19 protein-coding genes and 2 tRNA genes are annotated in these 25435 nt (G+C 44.9%); 13 read left to right on the forward strand and 8 right to left on the reverse strand.

Annotated elements, in window-relative coordinates; genetic code table 11:
- Nucleotide 1 precedes the first annotated feature (1 nt).
- The 9 genes from DW896_RS21690 (at nt 2) to DW896_RS10860 (ending at nt 14270) form a co-directional block, all read left to right on the forward strand.
- The gene (locus tag DW896_RS21690; RefSeq protein ID WP_234130849.1) at nt 2–1600 is read left to right on the forward strand and encodes a family 78 glycoside hydrolase catalytic domain; all 1599 of its coding nucleotides are present in this window, start codon (nt 2–4) and stop codon (nt 1598–1600) included.
- Nucleotides 1601–1635: 35 nt separating this feature from the next.
- Nucleotides 1636–3978 (forward strand): GH92 family glycosyl hydrolase, encoded by a 2343-nt coding sequence (locus DW896_RS10825; RefSeq protein WP_081030678.1) that lies wholly within the window; start codon nt 1636–1638, stop codon nt 3976–3978.
- A 123-nt stretch (nt 3979–4101) separates the two neighbouring features.
- On the forward strand, nt 4102–7275 hold the full coding sequence (locus DW896_RS10830; protein WP_057281517.1) for a glycosyl hydrolase: 3174 nt from the start codon (nt 4102–4104) through the stop codon (nt 7273–7275).
- 117 nt (nt 7276–7392) lie between these two features.
- The gene (locus tag DW896_RS10835) at nt 7393–8865 is read left to right on the forward strand and encodes a rhamnulokinase family protein (protein WP_119993228.1); all 1473 of its coding nucleotides are present in this window, start codon (nt 7393–7395) and stop codon (nt 8863–8865) included.
- A 41-nt stretch (nt 8866–8906) separates the two neighbouring features.
- The gene (locus DW896_RS10840; RefSeq protein WP_009037783.1) at nt 8907–10160 is read left to right on the forward strand and encodes an L-rhamnose isomerase; all 1254 of its coding nucleotides are present in this window, start codon (nt 8907–8909) and stop codon (nt 10158–10160) included.
- A gap of 22 nt (nt 10161–10182) precedes the next feature.
- Nucleotides 10183–11193: an L-rhamnose/proton symporter RhaT gene (locus DW896_RS10845; protein WP_016274087.1), complete on the forward strand. Its 1011-nt coding sequence runs from the start codon at nt 10183–10185 to the stop codon at nt 11191–11193.
- 47 nt (nt 11194–11240) lie between these two features.
- A complete protein-coding gene (rhaD, locus tag DW896_RS10850; protein WP_057281354.1) occupies nt 11241–12050 on the forward strand; it encodes a rhamnulose-1-phosphate aldolase in 810 nt (269 codons plus the stop codon).
- 25 nt (nt 12051–12075) lie between these two features.
- The gene (gene fucO / locus DW896_RS10855) at nt 12076–13230 is read left to right on the forward strand and encodes a lactaldehyde reductase (RefSeq protein ID WP_057281353.1); all 1155 of its coding nucleotides are present in this window, start codon (nt 12076–12078) and stop codon (nt 13228–13230) included.
- Between the two features lie 122 nt (nt 13231–13352).
- Nucleotides 13353–14270 (forward strand): AraC family transcriptional regulator, encoded by a 918-nt coding sequence (locus DW896_RS10860; protein WP_005834782.1) that lies wholly within the window; start codon nt 13353–13355, stop codon nt 14268–14270.
- A gap of 41 nt (nt 14271–14311) precedes the next feature.
- Here DW896_RS10860 and DW896_RS10865 read toward each other — a convergent pair.
- The 3 genes from DW896_RS10865 to DW896_RS10875 all read right to left on the reverse strand — a co-directional run bounded on the left by DW896_RS10865 (nt 14312) and on the right by DW896_RS10875 (nt 15611).
- Nucleotides 14312–14384: transfer RNA gene (locus DW896_RS10865), tRNA-Pro, on the reverse strand.
- 15 nt (nt 14385–14399) lie between these two features.
- Nucleotides 14400–14472 (reverse strand) — tRNA-Phe (locus DW896_RS10870).
- Between the two features lie 137 nt (nt 14473–14609).
- Nucleotides 14610–15611 carry a malate dehydrogenase gene (locus DW896_RS10875; RefSeq protein ID WP_005825092.1) on the reverse strand — a complete coding sequence of 334 codons (1002 nt, stop codon included), beginning with the start codon at nt 15609–15611 and terminating at the stop codon, nt 14610–14612.
- Nucleotides 15612–15804: 193 nt separating this feature from the next.
- Between DW896_RS10875 and DW896_RS10880 the strand changes: the two genes are divergently transcribed.
- From DW896_RS10880 to DW896_RS10890, 3 genes are all read left to right on the forward strand, one after another.
- On the forward strand, nt 15805–16641 hold the full coding sequence (locus tag DW896_RS10880) for a S1 RNA-binding domain-containing protein (RefSeq protein ID WP_009037785.1): 837 nt from the start codon (nt 15805–15807) through the stop codon (nt 16639–16641).
- 100 nt (nt 16642–16741) lie between these two features.
- On the forward strand, nt 16742–17434 hold the full coding sequence (locus DW896_RS10885; protein WP_005825088.1) for a DUF4476 domain-containing protein: 693 nt from the start codon (nt 16742–16744) through the stop codon (nt 17432–17434).
- Nucleotides 17435–17448: 14 nt separating this feature from the next.
- Nucleotides 17449–18366 carry a hypothetical protein gene (locus DW896_RS10890; RefSeq protein ID WP_009037786.1) on the forward strand — a complete coding sequence of 306 codons (918 nt, stop codon included), beginning with the start codon at nt 17449–17451 and terminating at the stop codon, nt 18364–18366.
- Nucleotides 18367–18450: 84 nt separating this feature from the next.
- Here the strand turns inward: DW896_RS10890 and DW896_RS10895 are convergent, their stop codons facing one another.
- The 5 genes from DW896_RS10895 to DW896_RS10915 all read right to left on the reverse strand — a co-directional run bounded on the left by DW896_RS10895 (nt 18451) and on the right by DW896_RS10915 (nt 24269).
- Entirely contained in the window at nt 18451–19779 is a 1329-nt protein-coding gene (locus DW896_RS10895; protein WP_119993231.1) for a TolC family protein, read from the reverse strand.
- A gap of 30 nt (nt 19780–19809) precedes the next feature.
- Nucleotides 19810–20913, reverse strand: coding sequence for an efflux RND transporter periplasmic adaptor subunit (locus tag DW896_RS10900; protein WP_008662889.1), 1104 nt, complete (start codon nt 20911–20913; stop codon nt 19810–19812).
- A 78-nt stretch (nt 20914–20991) separates the two neighbouring features.
- Complete coding sequence (locus DW896_RS10905) at nt 20992–22233, reverse strand: ABC transporter permease (protein WP_005825074.1); 1242 nt, start codon at nt 22231–22233, stop codon at nt 20992–20994.
- Nucleotides 22234–22238: 5 nt separating this feature from the next.
- On the reverse strand, nt 22239–23498 hold the full coding sequence (locus tag DW896_RS10910) for an ABC transporter permease (protein ID WP_005825072.1): 1260 nt from the start codon (nt 23496–23498) through the stop codon (nt 22239–22241).
- A 54-nt stretch (nt 23499–23552) separates the two neighbouring features.
- Nucleotides 23553–24269, reverse strand: coding sequence for an ABC transporter ATP-binding protein (locus DW896_RS10915; protein WP_005825069.1), 717 nt, complete (start codon nt 24267–24269; stop codon nt 23553–23555).
- A 176-nt stretch (nt 24270–24445) separates the two neighbouring features.
- Here DW896_RS10915 and DW896_RS10920 point away from each other — a divergent pair, with 176 nt between their 5' ends.
- Complete coding sequence (locus tag DW896_RS10920; RefSeq protein ID WP_005825067.1) at nt 24446–25426, forward strand: ROK family protein; 981 nt, start codon at nt 24446–24448, stop codon at nt 25424–25426.
- Nucleotides 25427–25435 lie beyond the last annotated feature (9 nt).

Raw genomic sequence — 25435 nt, forward strand, 5'->3', positions numbered from 1 at the left:
TATGCAGATTGTGGATACTCATTTTGAGCAACTTAATGATTCACTCTATATCTTTACGTTGCCCGAAACAGTATCCGGTTGGTGTACCTTGAATGTAGAAGGTAATTCCGGGGATATGATACGGTTACGTTTTATCAGTGAGGAAGGATTGGATTATGGGCAGACAGATACTTATATTTTGAAAGGTGGCGATAAGGAAGAATGGGAGCCTAAATTTACATGGCACACTTTCAGAAAGGTGGAGGTCGTATCTCGGAACACAAAAATTTCAGAGTCTAGTCTGATTGTGAAATCTATATTTACAGATGTGAAGAATACGGGGAGTTTTGAATGTTCCAATGAACTCTTTAATCGTATTTGTCAGGCTTATAATCGTACTATGCATGCTAACTTTAAAGGGATTGTAAGTAGTGACCCGCATCGTGAACGGTTGGCTTATACGGGGGATGGACAAGTTATAACTGAAAGTCTGCTTTATTCGTACGATATGACGCGTTTTCTCCGGAAGTTTATAGATGATATGGATGATGCGCGGAATAAAGTTACCGGATATGTACCGCATACTGCACCTTTTAGCGGTGGAGGAGGTGGGCCTGCATGGGGATCGGCTTATATTATTGTTCCTTGGGCTTATTTCTGTCATTACGGTGATACCGAAATATTACAGAAACACTATGATGGCATGAAGCAGTGGATAGGGTACCTTGGTACACGGACTAATGACCGTGGGCTTATAGTTAAGGAAGAACCGAATGGCTGGTGTTTGGGAGAATGGTGTACTTTGTATAACCATATAGAAATTCCGACGGCGTTGGTCAATACAGCATACTTTTACCATGTAACTTGTATAATGGCAGACATAGCAAAGGTATTGGGGCAGAAAGCGGATGCAGAATTTTTTAGGGCTTCGGCTCGGAGTATAAAAGAAAATTTTAATTCAGCCTTTTATAATCCTCTTACCAATCATTATTGGGAAGGAAGGCAAGGAGCCGATGTTTTTGCATTGGGGTTTGGACTTGTTCCTGACGATGAATATGAAAAGGTGTTTTCTGCAATGCTGGGCCATTTAGAACAACTTGATTATCATTTTGATACAGGCATTTTTGGCACTCCGCTTTTATTGAAGGTTTTGACGGATAATGGAAGGGCCGATCTGGCATATAGACTAATGAATCAAAGAGACTTTCCAGGATATAGCTATTTGCTGGATGAAAAAAACAGTACATTGTGGGAAACTTGGGATGGTAGCGGAGATCCGGGAGGATGTGGGCATTGTCACCCGATGTTTGGAAGCGTCGTGGCATGGTTTTATCATTCGCTTGCGGGTATACGACCGGATAAATCCAAACCGGGTATGAAACATTTTTATATTGCTCCTGCACCGGTATCTGATTTGAGTTATTGTAGGGCGTCATATAACACTTTATATGGGAAGATAATTTCGGATTGGCATATAGACGAAAGAGGTAATTTTAAATTGAATGTGGAAATTCCAGTAAATACCTCAGCTACTATTGTACTCCCTCAATGGGGGAAAGAATGTGCAAAAGAACCTATCCAGGTTTTGTCCGGTTCATACAGTTTTAAGGTTTTGAAGTAGTATTCTATTTTTGATTAATAAAATAAATATAGGTTATGGCAAACACTATTTTTTATAAAGTAAGAAAGGGGAGTTTCTTTTTATCAGCATGCATTCTTTTGAATTGTACTTCTTGTTCCATATATTCGGGTAAAGATGAAATGGCACATGTTTCTGATTATGTGAATCCTTTTATCGGTGCCAGTACTAATACAGAGGCTGCCGGGGCTTATCATGGTCTGGGTAAAACTTTTCCAGGGGCCGTAACTCCCTTTGGGGCGGTTCAAGTAAGTCCTAATACAATAACTGGAGGAGACAATGGTTCCGGTTATAGTTATGAGCATGAAACTATAGAAGGATTTGCTTTTACGCAGATGAGCGGTATCGGATGGGGAGGAGACTTGGGTAATCTTTTGGTCATGCCTACAGTGGGTACTATGCGTACAAATTCGGGTAAAGAGAAAGGCATGAGTGGATATCGTTCTCGTTATGATAAAAGTTCCGAAGAGGCTAGTGCTGGATATTACAAAGTTCTATTGAGTGATTATCAGGTGAAAGTGGAGGCTACGGCCACTCCTCATTGTGGCATGTTGAGGCTGGTTTATCCGGAAAGTGAACAGTCACGGATACAGATAGACCTTGCCCGTCGTGTAGGTGGTACTTCAACTTTTCAAGCAGTGAAAGTCATTGATGAGCATACGATTTCAGGTAGAATGGAGTGTACTCCCGATGGAGGAGGTTGGGGAAATGGAGAGGGAAAGGCGAATTATACCGTGTATTTTTATGCCGAATTCTCAAAACCTTTGAAGACTTTCGGTGTGTGGAGTGTCAAAATACCGGAGGGGCAGAATCGGAAACTGGAATTTATTGAAAGTCCGGAATTTCAGAAACTAACATCAGATGCTTCTGTCATATACAATGTGGAGGAATATGAAGGAGAGCATATCGGCTTCTTTACAGAATTTGAAACGGAAGCAGGTGAGGAAGTGCTGTTTAAGTCAGGGATTTCGTATGTCAGTGAGGTTGGTGCAGAAAAGAATCTTAAGGCAGAAATTGCAGACTGGAATTTTGATGGTGTGAAAGCACAAGCACGGAATTTATGGGAGGCGGCTTTGTCGAAAATAAAAGTCCGGGGAGGTACTGATGAACAGAAAAAGATTTTTTATACTTCTTTGTATCATACAATGATTGATCCGAGAGATTTTACTGATGTGGATGGTAAGTATATGGGAGCTGACGGTAGGGTTCATGAATCCAAGCTGTTTACTAAAAGAACAATTTTTAGTGGTTGGGATGTGTTCCGTAGTCAAATGCCTTTGCAGACCATCATCAATCCTTGTTTGGTGAATGACTTATTGTTGTCTTTAACTACAATGGCAGAGGAAAGCGGTAAGGGCTATTATGAAAGATGGGAATTTTTGAATGCTTATAGCGGCTGTATGTTAGGTAATCCTGCCATTTCTGTATTGGCAGACGCTTATGCAAAAGGTATTTGCCGGTTGGATATGGACAAAGCTTATGAGTGTGCTGACAAGACCTCTAAAATGTTCGGGAATGCGGAACTGGGATATACTCCCAATCCGTTGGGTATTTCCAAAACTTTAGAATATGCCTATACGGAATGGTGTATGTCTCAGCTGGCAGTAGCTATGGGAAAACGAGAGGATGCTGAATACTATGCAAAATTATCCCGTTCCTATAAGAATCTGTATGATAAAGAAAAACATAGTTTTCGCCCGAAGGAAGCGGATGGCTCGTTTGAACCTTGGCCCGCAGATGGAAAATTGCATGAGTGGTACGGATGTATAGAGTGTAACGAGCTTCAACAAGGCTGGTTTGTTCCTCATGATATACAAGGCATGGTGGAATTGATGGGAGGAACCGAACAAGTCATTGCGGATTTGGATACTATGTTTGCAAAAACCCCGGATAGTTTCTTATGGAATGCCTATTATAACCATGCCAATGAACCTGTACACCATGTCCCTTATTTGTATAACCGTTTGGGACAACCGTGGAAAACCCAAAAATGGTCACGGTTCATTTGTGATAACGCTTATCATGATAAGGTAGAAGGCCTGGTCGGTAACGAAGATGTTGGACAGATGTCTGCTTGGTATGTGCTGTCTGCTTGCGGATTATATCCTATTTGTCCGGGTGATACCCGTTATGAGATTACCAGTCCTATTTTTGAAGTAATTGAGATTCAAGTAGGAGCAGGAAAGACTTTTATGATAAAAGCTAATAAAAACTCGGATAAGAATATTTATATTCAATCAGTTCGATTAAATGGACGGGATTATACCAAATGTTATTTGGATTACAAGGACATAATGGCCGGAGGTATTTTAGAGTTGGAAATGGGAAATACTCCGAATTTCTCATGGGGTATAAATTAGGTATATTGTCTAATGCTTTTCCACAAAAACACACAAAAGGTAGGGCGCAAATTCCCTACCTTTATTATTCAGTAAAACAGTGACTAATACTAATTAATCATGCAATATCAAATAAAGGTAAATATGGAAGAATTGTATCGTAAGATTGTACTCGGTTTGTTCTTGTCCCTTGTATTTGTGGGATGTAAACAGACATCGGATATGCTGGAGGTAAACTTCAAGACTCCGCCAGAGCAAATTCAGACGTCTGTTTATTGGTATTGGATAGCCGGAAATATTTCAGAAGAAGGAGTCGTGAAAGATTTATATGCCATGAAACAAGCAGGAATTAATCGTGCTTTCATAGGTTGTATAGGAGATGAATCCATGAAGTCGCCTTATCCTAAGGTTGCGTTTGGAAGCGAGGAATGGTGGAAGGTGTTGCATATAGCTTTGAAAACAGCTACGGAGTTAGGAATTGAAATTGGTATTTTCAATTCTCCGGGATGGAGCCAATCCGGTGGCCCTTGGGTGAAGCCAGAGCAGGCAATGAGGTATCTTACTTCTGTCAGTTGCCAGGTATCAGGTGGACAGAAAGTCAATTTAACATTGAAAAAGCCTGCCGATGATTTCCAAGATGTTAAAGTCATAGCATTTCCAGCTACTAAAGAAAAGACTGTTCTGTCTTCCGGTAAAGTCGTTTTCCCCAAGACATCTGGTGACGCTACTGTTGTAGATTTCTTGGCAACTGAAGATTTTACACTACGAAGTATCCGGATATATCCATCCACTAAGGCTATTCAGACTAATGCATATTTATCGGTGAAGGACGGAAACGAGTACCGTGAGTTGGCGAAGTTTCAGATTTCCCGTTTTAATGCAGCTTTGAACGTTGGTTTCGAACCTTATGCTCCGGTCGTGGTTTCTGTTCCTGCTACAGTGGGCAGAAACTTCAGATTGGAGTTGGATCAGAAAGTGGAAAGTTATGAATTGGAAAATATAGAGTTGCTGTCACAGCCATTGGTGGAACGTTATCCGGAGAAGTTACTGGCTAAAATGTATCAGACGCCTCTTCCTTATTGGCATGAATATCAATGGCGGGAACAACCGGTGTTGGATGATGCTTCGTTGGCTGTTGACCCAAACCGAGTATTGGATATATCTTCATTTTTGAAAGGTGATAATTTGGAATGGGATGCTCCTGCAGGAGATTGGGTTATTATGCGTATGGGAATGCGTCCGACTGGGGTTAAAAACAGTCCGGCAGATCCGGAAGCTACCGGTTTGGAGACTGATAAAATGAGTCGCAAACATGTTGCAGCACATTTTGAGGCATTAATGGGGGAAATTTGCCGTCGTATTCCAGAGGCTGACCGTAGGAGTTGGAAGGTTGTGGTACAAGATAGTTATGAGACCGGAGGGCAAAACTTTACCGATGACTTCCTGGAGTCATTCTGTCAGCGTTATGGTTATGACGCATTACCATTCTTACCCGCTTATGAAGGATATGTAGTGGAAAGCCAGGATCGTACGGACCGCTTTTTATGGGATATGCGTCGCTTGGTAGCCGACCGTATAGCGTACGATTATGTAGGTGGGTTGCGTGATATCAGTCATAAATACGGGTTACAGACATGGCTTGAAAATTATGGGCATTGGGGATTTCCAGGTGAATTCTTGCAATATGGTGGGCAGTCTGATGAAATTGGTGGTGAATTCTGGAGTTTTGGTGAGTTGGGCAATATTGAGAACCGGGCTGCTTCCTCTTGTGGGCATATTTATGGGAAGAATAAGATATCTGCTGAGTCTTTTACAAGTGGTGGCCGTCCGTTTGAATGCTATCCCGCTACGATGAAAAAGAGAGGGGATCGTTTCTTTACGGAAGGTATTAATAATACGCTGCTACATGTATATATTTCTCAACCGTCTGATGAACGGGTTCCGGGAGTCAATGCTTTTTTCAGTAGTGAATTTAACCGTTTGAATACATGGTACTCCCAATTAGATTTGTTTACTTCTTATCTGAAACGGGTAAACTATATGTTACAGCAAGGGGTAAATGTGGCAGATGTAGCCTATTTTATCGGTGAAGATACTCCTAAAATGACTGGAATTGCCGAACCGGCATTACCTAAAGGGTTTCAATTTGACTATATTAACGCTGAGGTGATTGAGCGTGACTTGTTTGTGAAAGATGGTTTGTTGACTTTGCCTCATGGTACACAATACCGTATATTGGTGTTACCACAACTTAAAACTATGCGGCCGGAGTTATTAGAAAAGATCAAAGAATTATTGTATGATGGGGCTGTCGTTTTAGGACCTGCTCCTGAACGCTCACCCAGTGGACAAAATTATGGAGAGGCGGATAAACAAGTGAAGGCTTTGGCTGCTGAGCTTTGGGATGGGTTGGACGGTAACCGGAAAAAGATGGCTTGTATAGGGAAGGGGCTTTTAATGGTGAATATGGATATGGACGAGGCCTTGGCTACCATTCGCTGTGTACCGGATTGCAAGCTTCCAGAAGATGTGCAATTGCTGTACGGACATAGAACAATGGAGCAAACGGAGATTTATTTTATCTCCAACCAGGAAAATAAGGAGGTAACAGTCTACCCGGAATTCCGTGTGCAGCGGAAGCAACCGGAATTATGGAATGCCATTAATGGAAAGATCCGTTCTTTACCGGCTTATTGGAGGACAGAAACTGGAACTGTCGTTCCATTAAAACTCTATCCTTATGAGAGTGCGTTTATTGTGTTCCGTAGAACAGGTGGGGAACCGGCTGGCGAATTGCTGGTGCAAAACTTTCCAAATCCACAAATTCTTTTTCAGATTGACCAACCTTGGACGTTGACTTTCTGTGATACCTTGCGAGGTCCCAAAAAGATACAAACGCATAATGTATTGGAGGATTTGAGTAAAAGCGTAGAGGAAAACATACGTTATTATTCTGGAACCATTATATATGAAACGGACTTCTTTTTCACCGCCAAGCCTAAAGGTTGCATTTATCTGAACCTAAATCGTGTCGGTGTAATGGCGAAGGTAAAGGTAAACGGTCAGTATGCTGGAGGAGTTTGGACACCACCTTATCGGGTTGAAGTGACGGATTTGGTGAAACCCGGTAAGAATCATTTGGAGATCGAACTGGTTACTACTTGGCAAAATCGTTTGATTGGTGATAGTCATTTGCCTGAATCTGAACGGACTACCTGGATACCTATTAATAACTGGACTAATGGTGATTCTTTGCAACCGTCGGGATTGATGGGGCCGGTGTCATTGGAAATAGAAACTTTTCCGGTGCATCGTTAATTCTTCTTTTTATAATAAATTGCCAAATCTGACACCCTTTCAATCAAAAACTGTACAAAAAGTAGGGGGATAATCTCCTATTTTTGTATCGTTGAATAGCAACTAAAACTAATTACCATGAAACAATGCTTTTTTGCGGTCGACTTGGGGGCTACCAGTGGTCGCACAATTCTGGGAACTTTTACTTCGAATGGTTTGGAAATGGAAGAAGTAAACCGTTTCCCAAATCATCTGATTGAAGCTGGCAGACATTTTTACTGGGATATTTATGAACTTTACCGTCATATTATTGAAGGGCTAAGGATTGCCGCCCGTAAAGGTGTAGAAATAACTTCCATCGGTATCGACACTTGGGGAGTAGATTTTGTCAGTGTAGGTAAGGATGGGGGATTTCTTCGCCAGCCGTATTCCTATCGTGACCCTCATACGGTGGGTGCTCCGGAAGCGTTCTTCACACGTATACCTCGTAGCCATGTGTATGGATGGACGGGGATTCAGGTGATGAATTTCAACTCCTTGTTCCAACTTGATACATTACGCCGTAATCATGACAGTGCATTGGCAGCTGCAGATAAATTGCTGTTTATGCCTGATGCTTTGAGCTATATGTTGACCGGTCAGATGGTAACGGAGTATACTATTGCCAGTACGGCACAGTTGGTAAATGCCAATACCTGCAGGCTGGAGGATGCCTTGCTGCAGGAGATTGGACTGACACAAGCTCATTTCGGGCGTTTTGTCTATCCTGGTGAAAAAATAGGGGGCTTGACGGAGGAAGTACAACGAATAACCGGACTTGGCGCTGTCCCCGTGATAGCTGTTGCCGGGCATGATACGGCTTCTGCTGTTGCTGCCGTACCTGCCATGGACCGTAATTTTGCTTATCTAAGTAGTGGTACTTGGTCTCTGATGGGAGTGGAGACGGATGCTCCAGTCATTACTGCTGAAACAGAATCCTTGAATTTTACGAATGAAGGCGGTGTGGAAGGAACCATTCGTTTGTTAAAAAATATTTGTGGTATGTGGCTGCTTGAACGTTGCCGTACCGAATGGGGGGAAATCTCTTATTCCGAACTCATCGTTGAGGCTGGTACTTGTGAACCATTCCGTAGTCTAATTAATCCGGATGATGCTTTGTTTGCCAATCCGGCGAATATGGAGCAAGCCATCAAGACCTATTGTTCCGATTATCGTCAGCCTATTCCCATGACACATGGACAGATAGTACGCTGTATCTTTGAGAGTCTTGCTTTGAGATACCGTCAGGTGCTGGATAGCCTGCGAAATCTTTCACCACGTCCGGTGGAGGCTTTACATGTTATCGGTGGCGGTAGCCGTAACGAACTGCTTAACCAGTGGACAGCCAATGCTGTCGGTATTCCCGTGATTGCCGGACCTTCCGAAGCTACTGCTATCGGTAACGTTATGGTTCAGGCATTGGCTGCCGGAGCAGCTAGAGACATTGCTTCCATGAGACAGCTCATCAACCGTTCCATACCATTAAAGACTTTCTATCCGCAGGATATGGAGGATTGGAATACCGCTTACCTGCACTTCAAGCAATTGACGATGACTAATTATAATGGATAATGATTACCAATAATTTATAACTCATAATCAAATCACGTATCATGAAAGAAGAATTGATAAACAAAGCGTATGAAATTGCTAAAGAGCGTTACGCAGCTCTCGGATTGGATGTAGAAAAAGTAATGGAGCAACTTCAGAAAGTGTCTATCTCTATGCATTGTTGGCAGGCCGATGATGTTCAGGGATTCGAATCTGCCGGCTCATTGACCGGTGGTATCCAGACAACAGGAAACTATCCCGGTAAAGCCCGTAATATGGAAGAACTGCGTTCCGATATTTTGAAAGCTGCTTCTTATATCCCCGGTAAGCACCGTTTGAATTTGCATGAGATTTACGGTGACTTTGGCGGTACCTTCGTAGATCGCGATCAGGTAGAGGTGAAACATTTCGAAAGCTGGATGCAATGGGCAGCCGAGAATGGTATAAAATTGGATTTTAATTCCACTTCTTTCTCTCATCCGAAGAGCGGTAATCTTTCTCTGGCTCATCCGGACCAAGGTATCCGTGACTTTTGGGTCGAACATACTAAACGTTGTCGTGCCATTGCCGAAGAAATGGGGCGCCGCCAGGGAGATCCCTGCATCATGAATCTTTGGGTGCATGATGGTAGCAAGGATATCACTGTAAACCGTATGAAGTATCGTGTGCTTTTCAAAGATTCTCTCGACCGTATTTTTGCTACGGAATACAAGCATATGAAGGACTGCCTTGAATCGAAGGTGTTTGGCATAGGTTTAGAGAGTTATACAGTAGGCTCCAATGAATTCTGTATGGGCTATAGTGTACAGCATCAGAAACTTATTACCATTGATACCGGGCACTTCCATCCTACGGAAAGTGCTGCAGACAAGGTGTCTTCCATGTTGCTCTTTGTCCCTGAGCTGATGCTCCACGTAAGCCGTCCGGTACGTTGGGATTCTGACCATGTAACTATCATGGATGACCCCACTCTTGAACTTTTCCAAGAAATTGTCCGTTGCGATGCACTGGACCGTGTACACATTGGTCTTGATTATTTTGATGCTTCCATCAACCGTATCGGTGCTTATGTAATCGGTACCCGTGCGGCGCAGAAATGCATGTTGCGTGCGTTACTAGAACCATTGGCAAAGCTTCGCGAATATGAGGCCACCGGTCAAGGTTTCCAGCGCCTTGCTTTACTCGAAGAGGCTAAGGCTTTGCCTTGGAACGCTGTTTGGGACATGTTCTGTCTGAAAAACAATGTTCCGGTAGGTGAGGAGTTCATCGCTGAAATAGAGAAGTATGAAGCTAATGTAACCTCTAAAAGAGGATAGGAAACCCTTGTAACTGACAGAAATGGAAATAATATTAGGGTTATTGATTATTGCCATCGGAGCATTCTGCCAATCCAGTTGCTATGTACCCATTAACCGCATCAAGGAGTGGAGCTGGGAGTCGTATTGGATTGTACAAGGTGTTTTCGCTTGGCTGGTTTTTCCGTTCTTGGGCGCGTTGCTGGCAGTACCTGCCGACAATTCGCTGTTCGAGATTTATGCAAACAATCCTGCGGATACGCTTTGGACTATGTTCTTCGGAGCTTTATGGGGAGTGGGGGGACTGACGTTTGGTTTGTCTATGCGCTATTTGGGCGTAGCTCTTGGGCAGTCTATCGCTTTGGGTACTTGTGCCGGATTGGGAACGATATTGACTCCGGTATTTACTGGTAAGGCAGGAGATTTGACAACATCGGTTATTGTTGGTGTAGTGGTCACGTTGGTAGGTATTGGCATTATCGGTCTGGCCGGTAGCATGAAGTCTGCCAGCCTGAGCGAAGAAGAGAAGAAGAAGGCCGTAAAGGATTTCAATTTTACTAAAGGTATTATTGTAGCCCTTCTTGCCGGATTTATGAGTGCGTGTTTCAGTATAGGATTGGGTTTTGGAGAGAAACTCTGTTTTGCTGAAAGTGCGGATATATTCAAGACACTGCCTGCTACATTGATGGTGACACTGGGTGGTTTCATTACGAATGCCGTCTATTGTTTCTATCAGAATTCCAGGAACAAAAGTTGGGGCGATTATGGCAAGAAATCCCTTTATGTAAACAATGTCTTGTTTTGTGCTTTGGCCGGTGTGTTGTGGTACAGCCAGTTCTTTGGTCTTAGCTTGGGTAAGGGATTCCTTGCTGCCTCTCCGGTATTGCTCACATTCTCGTGGTGCATCCTGATGTCGTTGAACGTAACGTTCTCCAATGTTTGGGGGATCCTTTTGAAGGAATGGAAAGGGTGTACACCCAAGACAATTACAGTGCTTGTCATAGGCTTGGCAGTCTTGATAATTTCTTCTTTCCTGCCACAGTTGCTGGGGTAAGTTTAAATACCTATCTTTGAATATAAAACTAAAATATATCTGCATATATGAAATCAATTCTAGAAAATCGTCCGGCGCTGGCTGCGGAAGTTAATAAGGTGGCTGAGGTGGCTGGTTATCTCTGGCAGAAAGGTTGGGCAGAACGTAATGGGGGCAATATTACGGTCAACATCACTGAGTTTGTAGACGATGAAATCAAGGCTATGCCCGCCATTAGTGAGGTGAAATCAATCGGTGCTACTTTACCTTATTTGAAAGACTGCTATTTTTATTGCAAAGGCACCAACAAGCGTATGCGCGATTTGGCCCGTTGGCCGATGGAGAACGGTTCGGTCATCCGCATTCTGGATGACTGTGCCAACTATGTCATTATAGCCGACCAGTCTGTACAGCCTACATCGGAACTTCCTTCCCATCTTAGTGTACACAACAATCTGATAGCGAAAGGTTCTCCCTATAAAGCTTCGGTGCATACGCATCCTATTGAGCTGGTAGCCATGACTCACAACAAGAAGTTTCTGGAAAAAGATGTAGCTTCGAACCTGCTTTGGAGTATGATACCGGAAACAAAGGCTTTCTGTCCCCGCGGTTTGGGCATCATCCCTTATCAACTTCCCAGTTCGGTAGAATTGGCTGAGGCTACCATCCGCGAACTGGATGACTATGATGTAGTGATGTGGGAGAAACATGGTGTGTTTGCTGTGGATGTGGATGTGATGGCTGCTTTCGACCAGGTGGATGTACTCAATAAATCCGCCCTTATTTATATCGCTGCCAAAAATATGGGTTTTGAACCGGATGGTATGAGCCAGCTTCAAATGAAGGAAATGTCCGTAGCGTTTAATTTGCCCAAATAATTGTTTTAACAGATAGTGTGTAATTATGTATAGAATGATATTGAATGAGACCTCTTATTTCGGTGCCGGCTGTCGCGAAACGATTGCCGTGGAGGCTGCCCGCAGAGGTTTCAAAAAGGCTTTCTTTGTAACGGACAGAGATTTGATCCGTTTCAAGGTGGCTGATAAAGTGATTGAAGTTTTCGAGAAGAACAGCATACTTTATGAGCTCTTCAGTGATGTGAAGGCCAATCCTACCATTACCAATGTACAGAATGGTGTGGCTGCTTTCAAGGCATCCGGTGCCGATTTTATCGTGGCTTTGGGTGGCGGCTCTTCCATTGATACGGCAAAAGGTATTGGTATTGTTGTGAATAATCCGGATTTTGCAGATGTGAAGTCTCTGGAAGGTGTGGCGGATACTCGTCAAAAGGCTGTCCCTACTTTTGCTTTACCTACTACGGCGGGAACTGCTGCTGAGGTGACCATCAATTATGTTATCATTGACGAAGAGGTCAAAAAAAAGATGGTTTGTGTAGACCCTAATGATATTCCGGCAGTAGCTATTGTTGACCCGGAGCTGATGTATTCCATGCCGAAAGGATTGACTGCTGCAACCGGTATGGATGCACTGACTCATGCCATAGAAAGCTATATAACGCCGGGTGCATGGGCTATGTCGGATATGTTCGAACTGAAAGCCATTGAAATGATTGCTGTCCATTTGAAAGCTGCCGTAGACAATGGCAGCGATCCGGTTGCCCGCGAGGCCATGTCTCAAGCGCAATACATTGCCGGTATGGGGTTCAGCAATGTCGGTCTGGGCATCGTTCATTCCATGGCCCATCCTTTGGGTGCCCATTATGACACTCCGCATGGGGTGGCCAACGCATTGCTTCTTCCTTACGTAATGGAGTATAATGCAGCGTCCCCGGCTGCTCCTAAATATGTCCATATTGCGAAGGCGATGGGAGTCAATACGGAAGGTATGAGCGTGGAAGAAGGTATATGTGCTGCTATTGATGCTGTCCGGAAATTGTCTTTAAGTATTGGCATTCCACAGCGGTTGCGTGAAATCAATGTTAGGGAAGAGGATTTGCATCAATTGGCTATCGATGCTTTCAATGATGTCTGCACCGGTGGCAATCCGAGACCTACATCTGTGGAAGATATAGAAGCTCTGTATCATAAAGCTTTTTAAGGCAAGCGCTATTTTAGGTTACATGTCTATTCCCGTCCGTGATGAATAATATTCGCTGCGGACGGGATTTTTCATAAATAATCTCTATTTTTGTTCCGGAGCTATTATGGAAGGCACGTGTTATGACTAAAAATTATAATGATTTAGGAGTAGAGTTTAAGTACCTTATTGTAAATGACATGGACCAGAAATATGGTCTTTGGGTAAATACTGTGGGCTTTCAGTCTATCCAGCCTAATTCTCCTTATCCGTTGAAGGATCATCCTACCGGTTATTTTTTCAATGCGCAGAAAGGACGGATTCTGCGCGAGTACCAGTTGGTCTATATTACTAAAGGGAGGGGGGTGTTCTCTTCGGAGACCACGCCAGAGAAGCAAGTGTGCAAAGGACGACTGATGGTGCTGTTTCCTGGTCAGTGGCATACATATTATCCTTATGTGCAGACGGGTTGGAATGAATATTATATTGGTTTCGAGGGAGCTGTGATTGATGATATGGTGAAAGGTGGTTTTCTATCGAAAGAGAATCAAGTGTTGGAGGTGGGGTTGAATGAAGAGCTCGTTTCACTTTTCTCTCGCGCTTTGGAAATTGCGGAAGCTGATAAGATTTCTTCCCAGCAATATCTTGCCGGTATTGTGCTACATATGATAGGGATGATATTGTCCATCTCTAAAAACAAGATTTTCGAAGTGGGTGATGTCGATCAGAAAATAGAGCAGGCTAAAATCATCATGAACGAGAATGTATTCAAGGATGTTGACCCGGAAGAACTGGCAATGAAGTTGAATATCAGTTATTCTTGGTTTCGCAAAGTATTTAAGGATTATACCGGCTATGCTCCTGCAAAATATTTCCAAGAGCTAAAGTTGCGTAAGGCTAAGCAATTGCTGGTGGGTACTTCTTTATCGGTGAAAGAAATCTCTTTTATGCTCGACTATAAGTCTACCGAGCATTTCTTCTCCTCGTTTAAGAAACGTACGGGGTTCACTCCATTGGAGTATCGCTCTTATGGTCGGGAAACCGGAGGAGAGGAGGTATAAAACAAAAAAAGACTTAACTTCTAAAAGTTAAGTCTTTTCTGTCGGAATGAGGCGACTCGAACGCCCGACCCCTACGTCCCGAACGTAGTGCGCTACCAACTGCGCTACATTCCGATTGCTTTTGAAAAGTGGTGCCACCAGGAATCGAACCGGGGACACAAGGATTTTCAGTCCTTTGCTCTACCAACTGAGCTATGGCACCTTTTTCGTTTGCGGGTGCAAAGATAAAGAGTTTTTTTTATACCGCAAGGCTTTTTGAGGAAAAATATCTAAAAAAGGTGCCTCTTGCTCTATGGAGCGAGGCACCTTACTTCTAAAAATCATTTGCTATCGAAGACATCAGTCGATATTCGGATTGATGCTGTGCCAGTCTTTGATGGCAGGCAGTACACCCATTTCTATCACCTCGTCACGAAGTGTGCAGAGATGGGCATAGCTTTCTTTCAGTTTGGCTTCTTCTTCGGGCGTGCCGTTCAGTTCCTTATAGTGTACACCGTCTTTGGTAATTTCAGTTTCCATTGCCATCATGATGTGGTCGAAGCCGTGGCTGTGTACATATGTACCGGCAGGCCAGCGGAACGGTTTGCCACCCATCGCTGCAGCTATCATTTCGATAGAGACGTATGCCGGACTCTGGAAGGAAGAACGTCCACGGAGGGCGATGATGTTGGCACCGCCTTTGGTTACCTTAGTCTGGATTTCGACCCACTGTTCTTTAGTCAGGGCAGGGGTACCGATGATATCAAGTAACGGTTTACCGTCCACCTTGGCGGTAGAGGCATATACAGCCATCTGTTCACCATGACCGCCGTAGGTACGGCAATTTTCGATTTTGTCGGGGGCGATGCCGAAGTGCTTGGAAAGTTCACTGCGCAGGCGGGTGCTGTCGAGGGCAGCCAATGTGGTCACTTGTGAAGGTTTCAGGCCGGAATACAATAGGGTAATCAGACCGGTGATGTCGGCAGGGTTGAAAATGACAACCACGTGCTTCACATCCGGACAGTAGGCTTTTACATTCTTACCGAATTCTTCGGCAATAGCGGCATTGCCTTTCAAAAGGTCTTCGCGGGTCATGCCGGCCTTGCGGGCGGCACCGCCTGATGATACCACATACTTGGCACCGGTCAGCGCTTCTTTGATATCGGAGGTAAATGTGATGTTCATTCCTTCGAATCCGCAGTGGAATAGCTCTTCGGCCACACCTTCCAGTCCGGGAGCATAAGGGTCGTACAGACATAGGTTGGGAGTGAGATGCATCATGATTGCAGTCTGTGCCATGTTTGAACCGATCATGCCGGCTGCGCCGACGATTGTCAATTTGTCATTTGTCAGAAATTCCATAATCTTTTTTATTTAAAGGTGAGTAATATCTTTTCTTGCTAATTGTCACGATACAAAGATAACCCTTTTTGGAGAGAGTTGTTCATAGAAAAAAGTTATCTTTTAGAGCAAAAAGTTATTTCTTCTTTCCGAACTGCTGTATTGTACCTAAATTACTTATCTTTGTTGGGAAAATGAAGATAAGTAAGAAACTATGAGCATTGAGTTAGGAAAGTACAATACGCTGGAAGTGGTGAAGGAGGTAGCCTTCGGCATGTATCTGGACGGTGGCGAAGAAGGTGAAATTCTGCTTCCGTCGCGTTATGTCCCCCAAGACTGTAAGGTGGGAGACAAACTGAACGTTTTTATATATCTTGATAACGAAGAACGTCTGGTAGCTACTACTCTGACACCGTTAGTGCAGGTCGGGCAGTTTGCCTGCTTGGAGGTGGCGTGGATAAACCAGTATGGTGCTTTCCTTAACTGGGGATTGATGAAGGATCTTTTCGTCCCCTTCCGCGAACAGAAAATGAAGATGCAGGTGGGAAAGAAGTATGTGGTTCATGCCCATTTGGATGATGAAAGCTATCGTATCGTGGCATCGGCCAAGGTAGACCGTTATCTTTCCAAAGAGAAGGCCGCCTATGAGTCGGGGCAGGAGGTGGATATCCTGATTTGGCAGAAGACGGATTTGGGATTCAAGGCGATCATCAACGATGAATATAGCGGCTTGCTATATGAGAGCGAGATATTTCAGCCACTGCACACGGGCATGAGGATGAAAGCTTATGTGAAGCAGGTACGTGAAGACGGCAAGATAGACCTGCTGCTTCAAAAACCGGGGCAGGCTAAAGTAGAAGATTTCTCAGCTACGCTGCTGGACTATATCCGTGAACAGGGCGGACGGATAGCTTTGAATGACAAGAGTCCGGCAGAAGAAATCTATGCAACTTTCGGTGTCAGCAAGAAAACCTTCAAAAAGGCTGTGGGAGATTTGTACAAAAAACATCTGGTTGTATTGGAGGAAGATGGAATCAGGATTAGGTATTAGTCCCAGTCATTAGGAATTTCCCTACTTGTAAATAGAGACAATCATTAGGGAGGGGAATTTCCTCTCCCTATTTTTGTCGTACAATAAAAAAAGAAAAGTCATGATACGTCATTTGATATTAAGTGTTTGTCTAGTTCTGGTAGCGTTTCCCGCAATAAAAGCGGCGCCCATAGACGGAATCCGTATAGAAAGTCCATACCGTAGAGTGGTGGTACTGGTCGACGGACAGCAGGTTTGCCTGCCTACTTTCAGTTGTTTTGTAGCCAATCTGCGTGGTAGTTGTCGGGTAGAGGTTTATGAAGCGCCATCCCGTGGGGAGAATTCCCGAAGAGGAAAACTCCTATATGATGAACGTGTGCATTGCTCCATCAATGAAGTGGAAGATATTTTCATTCCAGAGGACAAAAGACCTGGTGGAAACTGGGGTACTTCTAATCATCACAAGCCTGGCAGACCCGGTGACAGACCGTTAGGAGGCGAGCAGCATGAACCGGTGATGTCACCATCTGCCTTCGAACAGTTTATGGGGCTGATGGAAAAACAGAGTTTCGATTCAGACCGTAAGGAAGTGCTCGACCATGCCTTGCTGACCTCTTGGTTCACTACTGACCAGTGTATCCGTCTGATGGATTTTTATCGTTTCGACAGTGAAAAGAAACAGTTGATGAAGAAGATTTATCCTAAAATAGCCGATAAACCGAATTTCTATTATGCGATAGACAAGCTGACCTTCTCGTCGGACAAGAACGAGATAAATGCCTTCATCAAACAATATCATGAGAAGAATAACTAAAAAAAGGAGGGGTTATGAAACGGATTATATTTATATTTTTTGCCGCTATGATGAGTACAGCTGTTTGTAGTGCGGCAATGAGCAACAGCAAAGTGCGTAAAGAGACCCGCTTTCTTACGGACAAGATGGCCTATGAATTGAACCTGAGTACAGAACAGTATAATGACGTGTACGAAATAAACTATGATTTCATTTCCGGTATACGCTATCTGATGGATGACGTTCTTCGGGGGGAGGAATGGGCATTAAATCGCTATTACGATTATCTGGATGTGCGCAATGACGACCTTCGATGGGTGCTGAATAACCGGCAGTACGGCCGTTTCATGCAGGCCGCCTATTTTTACCGTCCGGTTTATGTAAGTGGTGGTCGTTGGTCTTTTAGGGTTTACATCACTTACACCAACCATAATCATTTCTATTTCCCGCGGCCGTATCATTACCGTACATATTGCGGTGGGCATTATCGTACGCACTATCACAACAGCTATTATCGCGGTCGTTACCATCATCCGCACTATACCGGTTCGTGGAGTATTCGGAATGATAAGTCGTACCACACCAGCCGCCGTTCAGATTTCGGTTCGGTGAACATCCGCCCTAATTCGCATAAGCGTCCGGCAGGCAGGGATGATGTATATACCACGCGACGTAGCAACGGTAGTAATAATCGCATTAGCACAGGTACACGTAACAGCAGTACGCGACGTAGTAGTGTGGATAGTGGCAGAAAGTCGAGTAAAGAGAAAATAGAAACCACAAGAACTAAAAATAATGATAAGAGCCCCAGCCGTAGCAGGGTAAAGACGGCAAGCAAGGAAAGAAGAAATGCTTCCGGCGTACGGAGTTCCGAAAGCCGTCGCAGCAGCTCTTCAAGCACTACCCGCAGTTCTACCGGCAGTAGCTCTTCCCGCTCTTCGGAAAGGAGATAGAAGAACAAAAAACTCCCCTCTTGTCAGCCTGGAGGCAGGGAGAGGGGAGAATCAAACACAACAACTAAAATTATACTTCTTTTTTTATTCAATCGGTTCTCCCTTATAGAAATCCAGAATCTTGGTACGGAACAGATAGTCATACTTGGCTTGCAATTCGTCTGATTGGGATTTCATAAGGTTCTGTTTTGCTTCATTGTATTCTACGGCATTTGCTTTTCCGTTCTCATACTTTTCGCTCATCAGCTTGAAAGACTCTTCGCTGGCAACGGTGGCTGTATGGCTACTGGTATATTTGCTTTCGGCAGCAGCGGCGTTGTACCATGCTTGTTGGATTTCTTTATAAAGTGTCTTCTTGGCATTATCCAATTGCAAGGCATAGTTTTCACGTTGCAGGCGTGCCGTGCGTACCCGGTTACGGGTAGAGAGACGGTTGAAAATAGGTACGCTGAGGTTGAATCCTACATATTTGTTGAAGTTATCGTTCATCTGCTGGCTGAAAGTACGGTCGATGGTAGAATAGTAATTCGTACCGAGACTACCGTTCAGGCTCAGTTGCGGGTAGTAGTTGCTCTGGGCAATACGGATATTGTGTTTACTGCCTTCCAAGCGGAACTGTGCAGCTTGTATGGAAGCCTTACTCACCATGGCTGTTTGGAATATCTCATCCGGAGGAGTGAGAGGGACTAAATCCAGATTGACTGCCGGAGATTCCAGATTGAACCCTTCCGGTGTTTCCAGTTCGATAAGCTGGCTAAGGTCGAGCAGGGCCAACTTATAGTTGTTGTTTGTCTGCACTACATTCATCTCGTCTTGTGCCACACGTGCTTTGGCTTCTGCCAGTTCTGCCGGAGAGGCTTTTCCCAAGTCGGCAAGCCGGCTGATGCGGACATATTGCTCTTTGCTCAATTGCACTTGTCCCAACGCCACCTGGTGGAGCTCTTCATTGAACAGCACCTGAAGGTAGGCCGAAGCTATATTGATGGCAATGTCTTCCTTGGCTTTGTCCAGGTCGGCAATGGCAGCTTTGAGGTTTAGTTTGGCCAATGCATACTGGTGGGGAATTTCCAGACCGGTAAAGATAGGTATGCTGGTATTGACAGACATATTAGTGCTGTGGCTGCTGGTGTTGACGTATACAGTGGAATAGTCTCCCGTATCCTCATTTTTGATGGCTGTTTGCGTACGTCCCCAGTTCCAGCTCTGGCCGGCACTGGCATTCAGGTTCGGCAGTCGTGCCCATTTGGCTGTATTTACTTCGACAGCACTCTGTTCGGCAGCGTTGGCTGTCTGGCGGATACTGATGTTATGCTCGATGGCATAGTCTATGCATTGGCGTAAAGACCATCGTTCCTGCGCCTGCACTGAGATACTGCCGAATATTGCGAGGTATAAGAATATCTTTTTATTCATATCGTATATCTTTTTAAGCTATTCCGTTTGTTAATCCTTTTTCTCTGTACCGCGAATCTTATCCTGGGCACTGATACCGCTTTTGATGGCAATCTTTATGCCGTCACTCATGCCGACCTGGATGGGGCGGCGTTCGAACTTCTGTACCGGTACGCTGTCCGTCATTACATATACAAAGGTGCTGTCACCATTGAATTCAACGGTACTTTCCGGTACGGCAAGCGTTTTCTGGGCACGGTCCAATACGATTTCTGCGTTGGCAGAATAGCCGGAACGTATCTGTACGCTGTCCGGTGCGGCAATGGCAGCTTTGATTTCAAACTGGTTGGCACCGTTTTCTTCCACACCCTTCGGAGATATGTATTCCAGTGTGGCATCGAACGAAAGATTCTGCAGGGCGCCGATTGTCAGTTTCACCGGCATGCCTTCGTGCACACGGCCCACTTCCGTTTCGTCAATGTTGCCGCGGAAAATCAAATCGTTCATGTTGGCAACGGTAGCGATGGTGGTTCCGTCATTGAAAGTGTTACTCATGATAACCGAGTTACCGACTTTGATGGGTACATCCAGAATCAGACCGGTAATGGTGGAACGGATCAGGGTACTACTGAAAGAGGCGCTGTTCTTGGTGATGCCTTCCTTTACAATTTCCAGGTTATCTTTTGCTGTCTGCAGTTCCTCGCGTGCCTGCTTCACGCTTACTTCCCCTTTTTCGTACTCTTCAGCGCTGATAAGCTTGTCGTTGTACAGTTTCTGGGTACGGGCGAAATCCGTTTCGGCTTGGGCAGCGTTGATTTCCGCCAATCGTACGCGGCTTTCGGCAGAGTTCAATTGTCCCAGTTCGGGTATCACCTTTACTTTGGCAAGCACTTCCCCTTGCTTCACACTTTGTCCTGCTTCCTTGTATACTTCGGCAATGATACCGGAAATCTGCGGCTTGATAAGGACTTCATCTCTCGGTTCCACTTTGCCGGTGGCTACGGTAGTCTTTTCAAGGTCTGTCACTTCCGGAACTATCGTTTCGTATACTGTTACTTTAGGTTGGGACTTCTGGTACAGAAAAACGAATGTCCAAATGAATAAGGCAGCAATTACTACCAATAATGCGATTTTCAGAAACTTCTTTGTTTTCATCTTATATTTACGATTTAATTATTTACGATTGATATAGCCATTATTTCATGGCTTACGGTTAGTGGTCTCTCTATAAGTTTATTCATCCCTGATGGCTTCAATTGGCTTGATTGCCATGGCGCGATAGGCAGGTGCCAGTCCGGCAAGCACTCCTAATGCGATGAGGAGGATACAGGTTCCGATAGCCAGTCCGAATGAAACCTGGTAGTGGGTTTTGATAACTCCAGGGTCATTGGCGGCCTTTTCAAGTATTTGCAGTACAAATACGGCAAAAGAAATACCTGCCATACCCGCTATAGTGGTCAGCACCATGCTTTCCGAAAGAATTTGTTGCAGAATGTCTTTAGGACGGGCACCTATGGCACGGCGTATGCCTATTTCCGTTGTGCGCTCCTTGACGGTTACCATCATGATATTCGATACGCCGATAGCTCCGGCAAACAGCGTCCCCAAACCTACCATCCAGATTAGAAAGCGCACTCCAATCATCAGGTTGTCCATCATGGAGAACATAGCTTCCGCATTCAGAAGCATGACGGCTTGTTTGTCATCGGGAGCAATGTAGTGCGCCGCTTTTACAAGACGTTCCACTTCGGGCTGCACGTCTTTCACTTTTACTCCCGGTTTCATGATGAAACATACTACATGCAGTTTCTTTCCGAGGTTGTAGGTCTGTTGCATGGTGGAAAAAGGCAATGTAATGGCTTCAGAGGCCTGCCCTTGTATATTGACATTGCCTTCGGATGAACACATTCCGATAACCCGGTAATAGATACCATTTACCCGGACATATTTGCCGCAGGGGTCTTCACCGGGTTTGAAGAGGCTTTCATAAACACGTTTGCCGATTACACACACTTTACGCGACTCTTTAATGTCGACATCATTGATGAAACGTCCATAGGTCATCTCTTGATGTTCTATCTGTTCATATTCGGGATACAAGCCTTTCACACTACAGTCGTACTTGTTGTCTCCGTAGACAGCCACTTGTCCCCATAAGGCAATGGAAGGCGTGGCAAGCGCCACACCGTCCACATTGCGTACACGGTCCACATCTTCCATCTCCAAATCCCACCATCGTCCTTTGCGAAAACCTTTATAAGCCTCGCTTGTCTTTTGTGCAGCGATAAAGCCCGAGTTGGTTGCAAATCCTTCGAACTGGGATTTTAGTTCTTCCTGCATGCCCTGGCCGCCACCGATAAGCGCCACCAGCATAAAGATACCCCAGAATACGCCGAACGCCGTAAGCAGGCTTCTCGTTTTGTTCCTTGTTATTGTGATGAGGATTTCCTCACACGTATCTATGTCTATTCTCATAATCTTTAATCTGCTCTAAGTGCTTCAATAGGACTGATACTTACCGCTTTCTTAGCCGGGAAGAACCCAGCCAACGTACCCGCTATGATAAGGGTCAAGGTAGCTTGGATAGCAATACTGAGGTCTACGGTGGGATCGGAGAACATGGTCTGCTGGAACATGCCGGCATCCATCGTCTGGCTACCGAAAGCAGAGTTCATCCATTCCGTCACCCCGATGCCTGCCACCATACCGATATAACCGAATAGCGTAGTGATAGTCACGCTTTCCACAATAATCAGCCAAAGGATGGAGAAAGGTTTTGCTCCCAATGCCTTACGGATACCAAATTCCCGGGTACGTTCTTTCACGGTAATCAGCATTATGTTCGACACGCCGACAATCCCACTCAACAGTGTGAAGATACCGATAACCCAGATTGCAGTCCGGAGGATACCCATTGCATTCTGTGTCTGCAGATAGTTGGTGAAACGATTCCATATCCATATGGCGCTCTCATCCGTGGGGTCAAAGCGGTGATTGGTGGCAATAGCCTTGCGGTATTCTTTTTCAAAGGCTTCGTTACTTTCTATGCTGTGCAGGTTCTTGGTTGTAAAGATGATGTTATTCAGCTTGTCTCCTTTATTATAGATGGTCTGCAAGGTGGAGAAGGGGATATACGCTTCGTTTGCCTCGCGGTCTCCCTGGTCATTGTAGAGGCCTACTACTTGATAGGCCACTCCACTGGCATTGACAAATTGTCCGATGGGTTCAGTATGCGTTTTTCCGAAAAGGATATCTGCAGATTTCTTATGGAGGATGATGACTTTACGTCGGTCTTTCAGGTCGTTGTAGTTGATGAAACGTCCGTCCGCTGTTTTCACGGTTTCCACTTCGGTGTAGTTGGGATATACGCCCAGCAGAGAGATATTGATATATTCTTGTCCGAAGCTGACGTTTACATTACTTTGCCGCACGGTGGCACCGGCACTGATGACATTTTCAGTGAATTGCTTCTCCGTGTCATCCATGTCCCGGTTGTCCAGTTGGACGCGGCGTCCTTCTTTCAGACCGTCGTATGACTTGGTGGTCCAGCCGGGGAAGATGCGGATAGAGTTCAAGGCGCGCTCCGACGCATTTTGCTCGAAGGCATGTATGATACCGTTTCCGGCTCCGAGCAGCACGATGAGCATGAAGATTCCCCATGCCACGGCAAAGCCCGTCAGGAATGTACGCAGTTTGTTGCGTTTGATGGTTCCGTATATTTCTTGCCAAAGGTCTATCATTGATAATTAAAAATTAAGAATTAAAAATTAAAGGGGGAGGGGGCTCTTCCTTTATTATTTCATGAATCCGTCTTTTCCGAACGGGCTTGCATCGTGGTTCAGATTCGTCTCGATGCTACCTATGATACCGTCTTTGATATGGATAATCTTGTCCGTCTGGTTGGCAACACCGCTTTCGTGGGTCACGACTACGATGGTCATGCCCGTATCGTGCAGTTCCTTTAGAATCTGCATCACCTCTACGGAAGTCTTGCTGTCGAGTGCGCCGGTAGGTTCATCGGCAAGGATAATCTGCGGTTGGGTAATGAGGGCACGGGCGATGGCTACACGTTGTTTCTGTCCACCGGACATCTCATTTGGCATGTGGTGTGCCCACTCTTTCAGCCCCAGGCGGTCCAGATATTCCAGTGCCAGCGCATTACGTTTGCGGCGGCTCACTCCTTGATAAAAGAGAGGAAGCGCCACATTCTCCACTGCATTCTTGAAGGAAATGAGATTGAAGGACTGGAAGATGAAACCAATCATACGGTTGCGGTACTCGGCTGCCTTCGTTTCGCTGAGGTTCTTGATGAGGGTACCGTTCAGATAATATTCCCCCGTGTCGTAACTATCCAGAATACCCAGTATATTGAGTAAAGTGGACTTTCCCGAACCCGATGAGCCCATGATGGAAACAAATTCGCCTTTCTGAATGTCGAGGTTGATACCTTTGAGCACATGCAGCGGTGCTCCGTTGTTGTAGGTCTTGTTAATGTCTTTTAGTTGTATCACTGTTTTCCCTGTTTATTGCTTTACTCTTATTAATTTTCACTATTAGACGCAGCAATGCTACGAAAAGTTGCAAAAGTTGCAAACTTTTTTAAAAAAAGATTTTGCAGTGTCGTTTTTCTTTGTGATTTTTGTAACCATGAATGTGATTAACTAACCCTTTAAACAAAAGTAATATCATGAATTCAAACATGGAAAAGCCCTATGTAGTGGGCATTGACATAGGCGGAACAAACACCGTCTTTGGTATTGTAGACGCACGCGGAACTATTATTGCAAGCAGTTCCATCAAAACCGGAGCTTATGAGGACGTCAATGATTACGTAGACGAAGTTTGCAAGAATCTGTTGCCGCTCATTATTGCCAACGGTGGAGTAGACAAGATAAAAGGTATCGGTATCGGTGCTCCTAACGGAAACTATTACAGCGGTACTATTGAGTTTGCCCCGAACCTTCCCTGGAAGGGTGTAATTCCTTTGGCTGCCATGTTTGAAGAGCGCTTGGGTATCCCTACCGCTTTGACAAACGACGCCAATGCTGCCGGTATCGGTGAAATGACTTACGGTGCGGCTCGTGGTATGAAAGACTTTATCATGATAACTCTTGGCACCGGTGTAGGTAGCGGTATCGTTATTAACGGTCAGATGGTATATGGCCATGACGGTTTTGCCGGAGAGTTGGGACATACTATTATCCGTCGTGAAAACGGACGTCTCTGCGGATGCGGACGTCACGGCTGTCTGGAAACTTATTGTTCGGCTACGGGTGTGGCGCGTTCTGCACGTGAGTTCTTGACCAAGAGTACCGAACCGAGTTTGTTGCGCGACATTCCGGCAGAAAACATTACTTCCAAGGATGTGTATGATGCAGCGGTGAAGGGTGACAAGATTGCTCAAGACATCTTTGAGTTTACCGGAACCATCTTGGGTGAGGCTTTGGCTGACTTCATCGCTTTCTCCAGTCCGGAAGCTATCGTGTTGTTCGGTGGTCTGGCAAAAGCGGGAGACTATATTTTCAAGCCTATCCAGAAAGCTATTGACGACAATGTATTGAATATCTACAAAGGCAAGACCAAGTTGCTGGCTTCCGAGTTGAAGGACTCTGATGCTGCAGTGCTGGGTGCCAGTGCGTTGGGCTGGGAGCTGAGAGATATCAAGTAATCAATATTA

Origin of the sequence: Bacteroides sp. AM41-16, assembly GCF_003603495.1 — a bacterium.
Classification (GTDB): Bacteria; Bacteroidota; Bacteroidia; order Bacteroidales; family Bacteroidaceae; genus Bacteroides; species Bacteroides uniformis.